The 13,666-nt window shown below is 56.3% G+C and carries 13 protein-coding genes; all 13 read left to right on the top strand.

The window, feature by feature from the left end:
• Nucleotide 1 precedes the first annotated feature (1 nt).
• A complete protein-coding gene (locus M0P74_10865) occupies nt 2–1,201 on the top strand; it encodes a thiolase family protein (protein MCK9364080.1) in 1,200 nt (399 codons plus the stop codon).
• 10 nt (nt 1,202–1,211) lie between these two features.
• On the top strand, nt 1,212–2,402 hold the full coding sequence (locus M0P74_10860; protein MCK9364079.1) for an SCP2 sterol-binding domain-containing protein: 1,191 nt from the start codon (nt 1,212–1,214) through the stop codon (nt 2,400–2,402).
• An 11-nt stretch (nt 2,403–2,413) separates the two neighbouring features.
• On the top strand, nt 2,414–3,841 hold the full coding sequence (locus tag M0P74_10855; protein ID MCK9364078.1) for a 3-keto-5-aminohexanoate cleavage protein: 1,428 nt from the start codon (nt 2,414–2,416) through the stop codon (nt 3,839–3,841).
• A gap of 23 nt (nt 3,842–3,864) precedes the next feature.
• A complete protein-coding gene (locus tag M0P74_10850; protein ID MCK9364077.1) occupies nt 3,865–5,703 on the top strand; it encodes a long-chain fatty acid--CoA ligase in 1,839 nt (612 codons plus the stop codon).
• 78 nt (nt 5,704–5,781) lie between these two features.
• Complete coding sequence (locus M0P74_10845) at nt 5,782–6,249, top strand: Zn-ribbon domain-containing OB-fold protein (protein ID MCK9364076.1); 468 nt, start codon at nt 5,782–5,784, stop codon at nt 6,247–6,249.
• Nucleotides 6,250–6,261: 12 nt separating this feature from the next.
• Nucleotides 6,262–7,407 carry a thiolase family protein gene (locus tag M0P74_10840; GenBank protein ID MCK9364075.1) on the top strand — a complete coding sequence of 382 codons (1,146 nt, stop codon included), beginning with the start codon at nt 6,262–6,264 and terminating at the stop codon, nt 7,405–7,407.
• An 11-nt stretch (nt 7,408–7,418) separates the two neighbouring features.
• Nucleotides 7,419–8,576, top strand: coding sequence for a thiolase family protein (locus M0P74_10835; GenBank protein MCK9364074.1), 1,158 nt, complete (start codon nt 7,419–7,421; stop codon nt 8,574–8,576).
• Nucleotides 8,577–8,595: 19 nt separating this feature from the next.
• Complete coding sequence (locus M0P74_10830; protein ID MCK9364073.1) at nt 8,596–9,120, top strand: Zn-ribbon domain-containing OB-fold protein; 525 nt, start codon at nt 8,596–8,598, stop codon at nt 9,118–9,120.
• A gap of 99 nt (nt 9,121–9,219) precedes the next feature.
• Nucleotides 9,220–9,831 carry a TetR/AcrR family transcriptional regulator gene (locus M0P74_10825; GenBank protein MCK9364072.1) on the top strand — a complete coding sequence of 204 codons (612 nt, stop codon included), beginning with the start codon at nt 9,220–9,222 and terminating at the stop codon, nt 9,829–9,831.
• 19 nt (nt 9,832–9,850) lie between these two features.
• Nucleotides 9,851–11,005: an acyl-CoA dehydrogenase family protein gene (locus M0P74_10820; GenBank protein MCK9364071.1), complete on the top strand. Its 1,155-nt coding sequence runs from the start codon at nt 9,851–9,853 to the stop codon at nt 11,003–11,005.
• Between the two features lie 218 nt (nt 11,006–11,223).
• Nucleotides 11,224–12,396: an acyl-CoA dehydrogenase family protein gene (locus M0P74_10815; protein MCK9364070.1), complete on the top strand. Its 1,173-nt coding sequence runs from the start codon at nt 11,224–11,226 to the stop codon at nt 12,394–12,396.
• 59 nt (nt 12,397–12,455) lie between these two features.
• Entirely contained in the window at nt 12,456–12,893 is a 438-nt protein-coding gene (locus M0P74_10810; GenBank protein ID MCK9364069.1) for a MaoC family dehydratase N-terminal domain-containing protein, read from the top strand.
• A 183-nt stretch (nt 12,894–13,076) separates the two neighbouring features.
• Entirely contained in the window at nt 13,077–13,463 is a 387-nt protein-coding gene (locus M0P74_10805; protein MCK9364068.1) for a MaoC family dehydratase, read from the top strand.
• Nucleotides 13,464–13,666: the final 203 nt, after the last annotated feature.

Here is a 13,666-nt window from a genome sequence, read left to right as displayed (position 1 = left end):
AATGGCGCATCACAAAAAAAACAGAAATGTCGGCATTATCGGCATCGGTCAGACGAAGCATTCCAGCCATCGCGAGGACGTCAACCAGCCGGAATTGATCCATGAAGCCGTCAGATTGGCGCTGCAAGACGCGAACCTGACCATGAAAGACATCGACTGCGTCGTGCACGGCAACATGGAGCTCTTTGAGATGGTCCACCAGCCGGATCTCTGGCATGTTTTGGGAACCGGCGCTTACGGCAAGGACTGCATCCGGATCACCACCGGCGGCACAGTTGGAGCAACGCTTTCCTGCGCTTCAGACAATCTCGCGGCTTCGGGAATGTACGATATCGTCATGGCGATCGGATTTGAGAAACTGCAGGAGGGACACACCACGGGAGGCATCACCAACATGGCGGATCCCCTCTGGTTTCGAAAAATTCAGGCGGGGGCGCTTACCGGCTCCTCGGCCTACGACGTCGAACGGGAATTCGGTTTGGAGCGCGCCAACCGGGCGTCGCTTACCTACCGCATCATTATGGACAAGCACGCGTGCCTCAACCCCAACGCACACCGCGCCTTCGGCCTTGAATTCAGCCAGATCGACGATTTGATCCGAACCTCGCCTAAACTCGTGGGCGAGCTGAAACTCATCGAAATGTGCTCCCAGTCCGACGGGGCTTGCTGCGTCATCTTCGCCTGCGAGCAGAAGGCGAAGGAGCTTGCCCCGACGCCGGTCTGGATACGGGACCATATCACCGTCCACCGGGAGGAGACATTCAACATCTTCGGCTACGACCGGACAGTCCCTGTCATAAAAACTCATAAATTCGCGGCGGAGCAGCTCTTCCGGCGCAACGGGATCAAAGACCCGATAAACTACTTCGATGTGTTCGAAATGTACGATCCGGCCACCTGGTGGGCCATTGACTGGCTCAGGGACTTTTTTGCCCTGCCCGGCGATGAGCATCTCAAGCTCGTCGAGAACAAGGAGATCATGATCGGCGGCAGGATGCCCATCAACCCGTCGGGCGGCGTTATCGGGTCGAACCCCATCGGGGCAACCGCGCTGATCCGGGTGGCCGAGGCGGCGCTGCAGGTGCGCGGCAATGCCGGCCCGCACCAGATTCCTACCCCGGTCAGGCACGCGCTTGCCTCCGGGTTCGGCGGCACCATGTGGACCGTGATGACAATGCTGGAAAATGAACTGAACTGGTAGGAGGACAATCATGGCAGAATACTGGGGCGTAACAGTAGCAGATATCTTCAACTCGATGCCGGAGCGTTTCCGACCCGAAGGGGCCAGGGATGTCGCTGCGGTGTTCGGCTACGACATCAAGGATGAAGGGAAATGGCAACTGACGGTAAAGAATAACTCAATGGCGCTCGAAAAGACCGACGACCTCTCCTGCTGCGTCGCGACCATGGCGGCCGACGGGGAGACCTTTGTCGGGGTCAACGTCGGCAAAGTCGATGCGACAAATGCCTTCATGAGCGGCAAGTTCAGGATTGAAGGCGACATGGTCGCCTTCGGAAAGACCGGCCGGCTTTTTCGCAAATTTGTCCTTGCCGGAAAGGGGATGACGACAAGGGAGTATCTCGCCGACATGTTTGCGACGATTGTGCCGCGGTTCAAGGCGGAAGAAGCCGAGGGGCTTGATGCCTCCTTTGCTTTTGCGCTTGGCGGAGCGGATGGCGGCCAGTGGAGCGTCTTCATCAAGGACAAGGCCTGCACGGTCACGACGACCATTGAGGGCAAACCGACTGTAACGCTTGAATTTAACGACGCCAGGGATTACGTTGACTTCATCCTCGGGAAGATCGACGCCCAGAGCATCCTGGCTGCCGGAAAGGCGGCCGCGAAAGGCGACATCAACATGATGGCGTCGAAGTGGCCTCTCCTGTTCGAGAAATACAAGGACCCCCTGGGCGGGAACGTCAAGGAGCAGGAACTGCTGACGCTCAAAAAAACCATCTCGATAAACCAGAGGTTTGCAACCGGCCCCGTGATGGGGAAGTTTCTCCGGGGGCTGAAGGATAAAAAAATATACGCGAATAAATGCCCCCAGTGCGGCCGCCTGCAACTCCCGCCGCGGGAGGTTTGCGCGGAATGCCGGGTGCGCGCCGCTGACTTTGTGGAGGTCGGGCCCAAGGGCGAAGTCCGCTACATGGACGTTGTTTACTACGCCATGCCCGACCCGCTGACCGGCGTGGCCCGGGAAACCCCCTACGGATCAATCAACATCCGGCTGGACGGCTGCAAGGGCAATGAAACCCTGCCGCACTTTATCCGGAAGGATCAGATAGAAAAGATTCAGATGGGCTGGAACGAAATGCAGGGAACCCGCGTCCGCCCCGTCTGGGAGGAAAACCGGAGCGGGGATATCTGGGACATTAAATATTTCGAGATAGACGAGTAAGGAGAAGGGATATGGCAGCAGAGCAGCTTAAGGGATTGGAAGAAAGCTATGAAGTTGAAGGCAAAATGGCGCTCCCCTACACCTACTTCGCCGGGCGGGTGGGCAGCAAATTTATTACGACCATCCGTGATCAGCAGAAAATCATGGGCGTAAAATGCCCCGCCTGCAACACCGTTTATCTGCCGCCCCGCCAGGTATGCGACAAAGACTTTACCGACATCCGCGACAACTGGGTAGAACTCAGCAATACCGGCACGGTGATTAACTTCACGGTAGTGCGCTACGACGATCGGCACCTGCCGCGGAAGGCGCCCTTTGTCCTGGCCCTCATCCAGCTCGACGGCGCCGGCACGCCGTTCATGCATATCGTAGAGGAGTGCAAAATAGCGGACGTGAAGGTCGGGATGAAGGTAGAGGCGGTCTTTGCCAAAGAGACGACGAATACCATCCTCGACATCGATCATTTTAAGCCGGAGGCTGAGAAAATTTCGATCCACGCGCTGAACGCGGCCCGGAAACAGTGGATTCCTGTGGAAGAACCAGTGACTAACGAAAAACGAAGAGGAGGCAAACCCGATATGGCAACGCCAGTCATCATTACCGCAGCGCTCACCGGCGCGGCAACCATGAAGAATCAGAACCCGTCCGTGCCCTACACGCCGGAGGAATTTGCCGAAGAGGCCTGGAAGTGCTGGCAGGCCGGCGCGGCCATGGTGCATGTGCATGCACGGGAAGACGGCGGCATGGCCACCCATGATCACGGCCGGATCAAGGCAACCCACGACGCCATCAAGGACAAGTGTCCGGAACTCATCGTCAACCTGAGCTCCGCCGTCGGCATGGGCAAAACAGCCGAGCAGCGGATCTCCCAGATCGTCGCGATCAAGCCCGAAATGGCGTCGCTGAACACCAACACGATGAATTTCGGCATCGTCGAACGCAGAACCGGAAAGATATTCATTGATTATGTGTTTGAGAACACCTTCACCATGCTGCAGGATTTCGGCCGGGCGATGGAGGAAAACGGCGTGAAGCCGGAAATCGAATGCTACGATATGGGCGGTTTGGACAACACCCTGCTTATCGCCCGGCAGGGCATCTTCAGCGACCCGATGAATTTCAACTTTGTCTGGGGAGTGGCGGGCGGGCAGGCTTTCCGCGCCGAATCATTCATCGCCATGATGAACGCGCTGCCGCCGCGGGCCAACTTTACCACCTGCGGCGTCGGCACGGACGAGTTCCCCTGCATTATGCAGTCGTGCCTGCTCGGGGGGCACATGCGGGTGGGGCTGGAGGACAACATCCGGATGCCGGACGGCAAGCTGGCCCGGGGAAGTTACGAACTGGTGGAAGTGGCGGTGCAAGTTGCAAGCGCCCTGGGACGACCGGTGGCGACAGCGACCGAGGCGCGTCTGATTATGGGCCTGAAGCCAAGATAGCCTTTAACTGTGGGGGATGCGCTATGGAATCATCAGAAAAAACCATGAATGATGTTTTTCGGAACCGCGCCAAAAAATACGGGGAGCGTCTTGCCGTCGAAAAAAAGATGAACGGCGTCTGGCAAGGCGCCTCCTGGCATGAGTATTACGAACGGGCGCGCGCCATCGGCCTGGGGCTCTGGTCGCTGGGAGTCAGGAAGGGGGAGATGGTTTCCATCCTTTCTGAAAACCGGCTGGAGTGGCTTTATGCGGATATGGGCGCGCTCGGAATCGGCGCCTGCGTCATCCCGATCTACCCGACGCTGGCGGCCGAGGAGATCGAGTATATTGTCAATAATTCCGAATCGAAGGTTATTATCCCGGAAAACCGAAACCAGCTCAAAAAGGTGCTGGAGATTGTGGAACAGTGCCCCCGCCTCAAAAAGATCATTGTCATGGAGGAGACGGAGGCCCACGGGCATCCCCTGATTATCAGTTTCCAGACTCTGCTGGAGCTCGGCCGGAAGAAACACGCCGCAGACCCAAATCTTTTTGAGAAGCTGTCCCAGGAAGTCACCGTTGACGATTTGGCGACGATTGTTTACACATCCGGGACCACCGGAATGCCCAAGGGCGCGATGATTACCCATGGGAATGTTTTCTGGGTGGTCCAGTCCTTAGACAGGATTCTGCCCCATTTTGCCTCCGACCGGGACTGCACGGTCCCCTTCCTGCCCCTTTCCCATGTTTTTGAACGGATTGCCGGCCACTTCTATGGCATGTACTGCGGCATCACCGCTTCCTACGCCCAGAGCATCGACACGCTGCTTAATGATTTTGCGGAGAAACGGCCCACGATGATCCTCGCAGTTCCGCGCGTATGCGAAAAGGTTTACCAGAAGATCATGGCGCAGGTTAAGGAGCAATCCCCCTTCAAACAGAGAGTTTTTTCCTGGGGGCAGAAGGTAGGCAGCCGCATCAGCGAGCTCCGCGAGGGGCACACGCCCATCCCATTTTTTTTGAAGCTCCAATACAAACTCGCCTATGCGATCATCTTCAAAAAACTCCAGGACAAATTAGGCGGACGGGTCACCTGGATGACGGCGTCCGGCGCCCCCACGGCCCCGGAGATCATTCGCTTTTTCAACGCCGCCGGCATTACGGTCATTCAGGGATACGGCATGACGGAAACGACGGCGCCCGCCACTATGCAGTCGCTGGCTGATTACCGGATAGGGACAACCGGCAAGCCGCTCCCCGGCCAGGACATCAAGATAGCCGCCGACGGAGAGATTTTGATCAAGGGCGGCAACGTGACGAAGGGATACTGGAAATTGCCGAAGGAGACCTGCGAGTCCTTTACCGCGGATGGATATTTCCTGTCGGGCGACATCGGAAAATTCGATGAAGAAGGCAATCTTCTCATCACAGACCGCAAAAAGGACATCCTCATTACCTCGGGCGGCAAGAATGTCGCCCCGCAGAAGATTGAGGGTTTGTTCAAGTCGGATCCGCTGTTCACCCAGTTTATCGTCATCGGGGAAAAGAAAAAGTACCTGACCGGGCTTTGCAATATCGATCTTGACCTGGCGGCGATGATCGCGGCAGAAAAAAATATCCCCTATCAAAAACCGGTCGATTTGCTGGATAACGCCCTTTTTCTCGCCATCGTCAAAGAGCGCGTCGAGGAGCGCAATGCGCACCTGGCCAGGTATGAAACAATCAAGGATTACCGAATCATCAGGGATGATTTTTCACAACAGGGCGGCGAGCTGACGGCAACGCTCAAACTGAAGCGGCGGGTGGTTATCGAGAAGTATCAGGACTTAATCGCCGAGATGTATGAAAAAGAGGCCATAGATGAGCTTTATCGGGTAAAATAGTCCGCATCCGGTAATGACTGCCGAAAACGCGCCCCGGCGCTCCTACGGGTACAGGCGCACAAGAAGAGGAGAACAATCATGTACGAGCAATTTCCAGGCATTGAGCCGATGGTCTGCCAAAGCAAAATCAATGTCCCCTATTCCTGGTGGGCCGGCAACACGGCGAGCAGATTTTTTGCAGCCCTGCGGGATGAAAAAATAATAATGGCGACAAAATGCCCGGTCTGCGGCAGGGTTTTTCTCCCTCCGCGCAAGGCCTGTCCTGCCTGCTTTACCGAAAATACTCAGTGGGTGGAGCTGTCCGGCGAGGGGTGCGTCCTTTCCTTTACCGTGGCGAGGCGCCAGTTTGCCGCCATCCCGAATAACAAAAGGGTCCCGGTCATCTGGGGGCTGATAAAACTCGAGGGCGCCGATACCGCTATGCTGCATTATATAGAGGAAATAGAGCCGGAAAACGTGACCATCGGCATGCGCGTAAAGGCGGTGTTCTCCGAGGCGCGCAAGGGCGCCATCCTGGATATTTCGCATTTCCAGCCAATAAAATAAGGAGCCAGTGACATGGACAGAGCGGCGATAATCGGCGTCGGCATGACCAAAATAGAAAAAAACAAGGTGCGGGAGACCTTCGCCGACATGGCGTGGGAGGCCGTAAACAAGGCCCTGAACGATGCGGGCATGACGATTGCTGATATCGACAACGTGGTGACCACCTCCAGCGACTTCTGGGACGGACGTACAATTTCCTGCATGGCCGTAGGAGACGCCAGCGGCGCGGCCCACAAAAACGTCTCCTGCGTCGAGGGAGACGGCGCCTACGGGGCGCTTTACGGGATGACCAGATGCCTTTCCGGCTCATACAAAACCACGCTGGTCACCGGACACTCCAAGGGTTCCGAGGGCGTGTCGAGCCTCATTACCAATGCGGCCTTCGATCCCATCTACGAACGCGCCCTCGGCATGGACATGGTTACCGCCTGCGCGATGCAGGCCAGGTCATACATGCACCGCACCGGGACCACCGCGGAGCAGTTGGCGCTGGTCTCGGTGAAGAACCACGGCAATGCGCTCAAAAACCCGCTGGCGCAACTGCCGCTGAAAATTACCGTTCAGGACGTGCTCTCATCCGAGCTGATCGCGGACCCGCTCCACAAGCTGGACTGCTCTCCGGTGTCCGATGGGTGCGCGGCGGTCATTATCGCCCACGAATCGGTGGCAACCAGGTTCAGGCAGAAGCCCGTCTGGATCAGGGGCGTGTCGTTTTGCGCGGACAGCTTCTTTTTTGGCGACCGGGACCTTTCCCGCGCCCAATCGCTTGTCGAAGCGACGAAGAAGGCCTACGCGATGGCCGGCATCAATGATCCGAAAGCAGAGATCGATGTTGTGGAACTGCACGACGCTTTCACTTATCAAGAGCTTATGTGGCTCGAGGAAATGGGGCTTGCCGAGGCGGCGACGGCCGGGAAACTCCTCGAAAAGGGAGATTTTGACAGAGACGGCCGGCTGCCGGTGAATGCCTCCGGCGGACTGCTTTCCGGCCACCCGGTCATCGCCGCCGGCCTCTACAGCCTGGCCGCAGTGGTCAGGCAGATTCGGGGCGACGCCGGAGGATTTCAGGTAAAAAAGGCGAAAACCGGTCTGGCGCACGGCGTAAACGGGCTTGCCGGCCAGTCCCACTGCGTGTTTATCCTTGACAGGGACAAGTAGGAGGAAGAACCATGGCAAAACGAGTGGCAATTGTCGGAACCGGCCAGACATTCCATACGAGCCATCGCCCGGACGTAAACGGACAGGAGCTCATTAACGAGGCGGTTCTCCGGGCGCTCAACGACGCCGATCTGCAGATGAAAGACATTGATGCCATCGTCATCGGCAATATGGACCACTTTGAAGGGATCAATTACGTCGATTGCTGGAGCGTGGACGGCTCCGGCGGCACGATGAAACCAATCATCAAGCTTACCACCGGCGGAACCACCGGCTGCACCGTCGCTATTGGCGGCTTCCATCTGGTCGGGTCGGGCATGTTCGACAGGGTGCTGATTATCGGCTGGGAGAAGAACTCCGAGTCGAACACCACCGGCGCCATCACCACCGCTTTTGATCCCATCTGGGATCGCCTGGTATTCGCCGGCGCGATTTCGGGACTGGCGGCGGAGGCCCAGGCCTATATGGCCCGCTACGGCGCCACCGACCGCGACGCCGCCCGCGTGAGCGTTCGCGACCGAAAACACGCGCTGAACAACCCCCACGCGCATCTCCGCAGGGAGGTGACCCTCGAACAAGTGCTTGCCTCTCCGATGCTGGCCGATCCGATCCATCTGCTGGACGTCTGCCCCCGTTCCGACGGCGCGTGCGCCGTAATCATGGCCAGCGAAGACGTTGCGGAAAAGAGCTGCCCACAGCCCGACTGGATTTTGGGCACGGCTGCGCGCCATTCATACAGTTATCTGGGCGACGCCGATTACGGACGGCTCACCAGCATGCGCGAGGGCTCGCAGGAACTCTGGAAGAAGGCGGGCATCAAGGAGCCACGCAAGGAACTGGACGTAATCGAGCTCTACCAGCCCTATTCGTTCGGCGGTCTGATCTGGATTGAGGACATGGGGCTTGTCGGCCCCGGCGAGGCGCCGCGGTATATCTGGGATGGCAATACCGACATGGGCGGCGAGCTCCCCATCAACCCGTCCGGCGGCGTTATCTCTTGCAATCCCATCGGGGCAACCGGGCTTATCCGGTGCGCCGAGGCGGCGCTGCAGGTGATGGGGAAGGCAGAGGACAGGCAGGTTCCGGACGTCAAGCTTGCCTTCAGCAGCGGGTTCGGCGGCTGCTGGTGGACCGATATGATCCTGCACGGCAGGAAAAAACCGCAGTGATTTTACGGGAGTGAACATTATGGTCAGGCAGGAACAGCTCATCATCGCCTCAGGCGACGCGGTTCAGCCCTTCGCGTATAGCGTGGGGATGCACGGGAGCAGGTTTTTTACAGAGATACGGGACAACTGCCGTTTTATGGCGGTTCGGTGTCCCCAGTGCGGGAAGGTTTATATCCCGCCGCGCGCGGTCTGCGGAGACTGCTTTGTGGAGATGAAGGAGTGGGTCGAAGTAGGGCCGCAAGGGGTCATCGGCACCTTTACCATTATTCGCTTTGCCTTCCTCGATCCGGAAACAGGCCTGCAGAAGCCGGTCCCCTATGGTTACGGCTTCATCAAATTGGACGGCGCCGATACCCTTTTTCAGCACTACATCAGCGTTGAGGAGGAAAAGAGGCTCCGAATCGGCGCCCGGGTCGAACCGGTATTTTCCAAGGAGCGAAAAGGCAGCATCCGGGATATTGAGTATTTTAAGGTAATAGAGCCAATTGCAAAACTCCCAACGCTGTCATTCCCGCGACGCTTCTGGGCGGGAATCTGGTTCTAACTGCTTGAAAAACCATATTCCCGATAGAGACATTCGGGAATGACAAATGGTTTTGCAATTGGCTCAATAGATTGATCTTTATGGGGGAGAGCGCCAATAATGATGGATGAGCAAAATAAAAGTGATTTATTAAATCTGCGACGCGCCCAGTTGACCAAAGCGGCGTACAAGGTCGTAGGCGAGAAGGGTTATTCCGATTTCACGATAAGGGACATCGCCGAGGAGGCCGGCCTGTCAACGGGACTGGTCCACTATTATTTCAAGAACAAGGCGGACCTTCTGTTCAAGCTGTTGAAGGAAATGAACGCTAAACTCAGCAATAATCTCCAAAGGGCGCTTTCAGCGCTGACCGAACCGCAGGACAAACTGCTGGCCTTCTGCGACGAAGCGTTCGATCTGGTGGATAAGGAAAAGGCTTATTTTTACGTGCTGATCGATTTTTGGGGGCAGATGAATCATGACAGCCGGATCCGCCAGGCCAATATAAAGCTTTACCAGAGCTACCGCGACGAGATCGCCGCCATTCTTGAGGAGGGTGCGGCAAAAGGCATTTTCATGTCCCTGGATGTGAAAGTGACTTCAGTCATCATCATCTCCCTGATTCAGGGAACCATCATCCAGTACGTGATTGATAACGAGGCATTTGCCTACCGCGAGCTCAGAGAGAAAATCAAGGAACAGATTCTCTCTATAGTCATCAAGCAAAAATAATATATCGAAAGGGGCTTTCATGGAATTCGGCTACACGGAAGAGCAATTAATGTTTAGAGATTCGGTCTATAAATACGCAAAAAAGGAAATAGTGCCGCTGGTCGGGGAGGCTGATCTCAAAGGGGAGTTTTCGCTGGAAGTGTGGCGGAAACTGGGGGAGATGGGACTTCTGGGCCTGCCGTTTCCGGAGGAACTGGGGGGGGGCGGCGCCAGCGTCGTGACCTGTTGCCTGGCAGGCGAAGCCCTGGGACATGCCGGCGTTGATCAGGGACATCTGCTGGCGTTGGGGGCGCATACGTATTTGTGTACGGATACCATCTTCAAGCATGGGACGCCCGCCCAGCTCACAAAGTACGTGCCTAAGCTCGCGAGTGGCGAGTGGATCGGCTGCATGGGGCTCACCGAGCCGGGCGCTGGTTCCGACGCCGCGTCGCTCACTACTACGGCGCTCAAAAAAGGCGACAAATGGATCCTCAACGGCACAAAGACCTTCATTACCAACGCCCCGGTCTGCAATGTCTGCGTTGTTTATGCCACGGTAGATAGGGCGCTGAAGCACAACGGGATTACCGCCTTCATCGTCGAGCGGGGCTTCCCCGGCTTCTCTACCGGCAAGCCCTTCCACAAGACGGGGGTGCGGGCCTCCGCCACCGCCGAGGTGATTCTCGACAACTGCGAAGTCCCGGAGGAAAACCTGCTGGGCGAGATCGGCAAGGGCTTTGAATACACCCACGAGACCCTCTCCTGGGACAGAAGCTCGCTGCTTTCACCCTTCATCGGCGGCATGCAGTTCGCAATCGAGGCTTGCGCCAAGTACTCGCAGGAGCGGGTGCAGTTTGGGAAGCCGATTAACGCGTTCCAGGCGATACAGCACAAGCTGGCGGATCTCAAAATTATCAAAGAGGCCGCGCGAATGGTAGTTTACCGGGTTGCCCATGACAAGGATTCCGGCAAACCGCTCGATCACATGCACACCTCAATCGCGAAGGCGATTGTGGGCGACTGGGGCATAAAAGCCGCCAACGATGCAGTCCAGGTATTCGGCGGGTACGGTTACATCCATGAATACCCGATCGAGCGGTTCCTCCGGGATGCGAAGCTCGGGCAGATCGGTGGCGGCACCTCCGAAATTCAACGGCTCATCATCTCCCGCATCCTGAGCTACTTCTCATGACACGCCCGGAAGCAGAATAATTAGACAGGAGAGGCAATTGAAAAACCATTTGTCATTCCCGAAAGCGAAGCTTAATGTTCATAATGTCTCTATCGGGAAAGCGAAGCTTAATGTTCATAATATGGTTTTTCAAGCAGTTAGAACCAGATTCCCGCTCAGAATCGTTGCGGGAATGACAAGAATGGGGAGTTTTGCAATTACCTAAGGAGAATAATATCATGAACTATGATTTGACCCCGGAACAGTTATCCATAAAGGACAATTTTACGAAGTTCTGCACGAAGGAAATAGAACCGCGCGCTGAAATTCTTGATAGAGCTGCGCATGAAGAAGCGGGCAGGCTGATGAAGGAAAACATCAAAATGATGGCGGGCATCGGCTATCTGGGGATCGGCCACGAAGAGGCTTACGGCGGTACAAATCTCGATTTGATCAGTCAGGCGATCGCAGGAGAAGCGGTGGCTGCCGCCTGCGCCTCCACGTTTTTATCCTGCGGCGCCTCCAGCGGCCTCTTCGGCATGCCGCTTAGGCTGTTCGGCACTGCTGCGCAGAAAGAAAAATACCTTCCCGGCATCATCAAGGGCGATCTCATCGGCTGCTTTGGCCTTACCGAACCGGAAGCCGGCTCGGATGCTGCTTCCATAAGGACAACCGCTGTGAAAAAGGGCGACAGGTGGATCCTCAATGGAACCAAGATCTTCATCACCAACGCGACGATCGCCGATGTGGCGCTGATCTTCGCCTATAACGACAAAGAGAAGGGACCGGCGGCCGGCGTTACCTGCTTTCTTGTAGATCGCGACACCCCGGGATTTTCAGCGGGCAAGCCGTTCGATAAAATGGGCTTCCGCGGCTCCCCCACTGCCGAACTGGTCCTGATGGATTGCGAGGTCCCGGAGAGCGCGGTGCTCGGCGTGGCGGGCAATGGTTTTATCCAGGCGATGCAGACCCTCGAATACGGTCGGATCGGCATGGCGACTGTCTGTCTGGGAATCGCGGCCAAGTGCCTGGAACACGCGAACAAGTATTCCAAGGAGCGCAAGGCCTTCGGCAAGCCGATCAACCGCTTTCAGGAAATCGCCTTCAAGATTGCGGACATGATGATCATGTCCGATACGGCCAGGCTCCTCATTTACCAGGCCGCCTGGGCCAAGGAGACGAATCAGCCGGACTCCGCGGTGCTGGCGTCGGTGGCGAAGGTTTGGGCTTCCGAGGCCGCCACGCAGATCTCCAGCATGGCGGTGCAGGTTCATGGCGGTTACGGCTATATCAAGGAGTTTCCGGTGGAGCGTCTCTACCGCGATGCCAAACTGGGAGAGATCGGCGAGGGAACTTCGGAAATACAGCGGGTGCTGATCGCCAAGGATCTTATCCGCAAGTATTCAGCTTAAAAGGTAAAATTGTGTTGTCGCCCGGACTTCGGGGATGACAGGAACAGGGAGAGATAACTATGTCAATAGATACCAAATTCATCGGCAAAACATATCCGGCTTACACATACGAGGTGGGAAAGGAAAAAATCAAGGAGTACGCCAAGGCGATCAAGAATCTCGATCCCCATTATCTCGATGACGATTTCGCCAAAAAATCCAAATACGGCGCGATTATCGCGCCTCCCACCTTCGCGGTTGTCATTGGCGCGTACCTGATCGAGCCCGTTTTCCTGGACAAGGATCTGAACCTGAACATGCCGATGATCGTCCACGGCGAGCAGGAGCTGGAATTTCTGGAGGTTATCAAGGCGGGCGATTGCATCACCAGCAGCGCCAGGATTGTCGCCATCAAAAACAAGGAAAAGCTGGATGTCATTGCGATCGAGGTCAAATCAACAAACCAGCGCGGCCAAGAGGTATGCCGGGGGATATATACCTTTGTCGCCAGGCACTAAAGCATTAGACCTACACAATTGACAACGACGGGATAACTACGCGAGAAAACGTAAAAAGTGCAGGTTTGACACCCATAAAAACCCCCATGCCCGAAGCGGGCACAACGAAGCATGAAAATCCCCCCTTGCCCCCCTTTGGCAAAGGGGGGATGGGGGAATTTTCATACAAACAGGAGACTCACGATGACAGTTGAAAAAGGACAAACATTCACCGGCAGCGAGAAGGTCGATAGATACCGGTCAATATACTACGCCGGCGCCTCGGGCGATTTCAACCCGATCCATATCGATCCCGAGTTTGGAAAGATGGTGGGGCTGGGAGGGTCGATTCTCCAAGGCCTATGCACGCTGGCCTTCGCGGCGAAAGTCGTTACCGATTGGACCGGCGACCCTGGCCGGCTGAAAAAAATAAAGTGCCGCTTCAGCGCCCCGGTCATGATGGAAGATACGATTTCCGTTGAGGGAGCCGTGACAGGCGTGCAGGCGGGCCGCGCTAAGCTTTCCATCCAGGTCGTAAACCAGAACGGGTCGGAAGTGCTCCAGAAAGTCGAAGCCGAGATCGATGCGTAAAGCATACCAATGAGCCAATTGCAAAACTCCCAACGCTGTCATTCCCGCGACGCTTCTGGGCGGGAAAATGAAGTTTAATGTTCATAATCCAGTTTTTAACTATTTTAAATCATGGATGCCCGACAAAAGCATTGTGTACATTAAGCTCCGCTTTCGGGCATGACACGGAGTTTTGCAATTACCTCCAATGGGATGTTCCGGCT

The organism is Syntrophales bacterium, from assembly GCA_023229765.1.
Lineage (GTDB): Bacteria > Desulfobacterota > Syntrophia > Syntrophales > UBA5619 > DYTH01.
The sequence above is the reverse complement of the archived record's forward strand: the minus strand, read 5'-3'. Positions and strand labels throughout refer to the sequence as shown.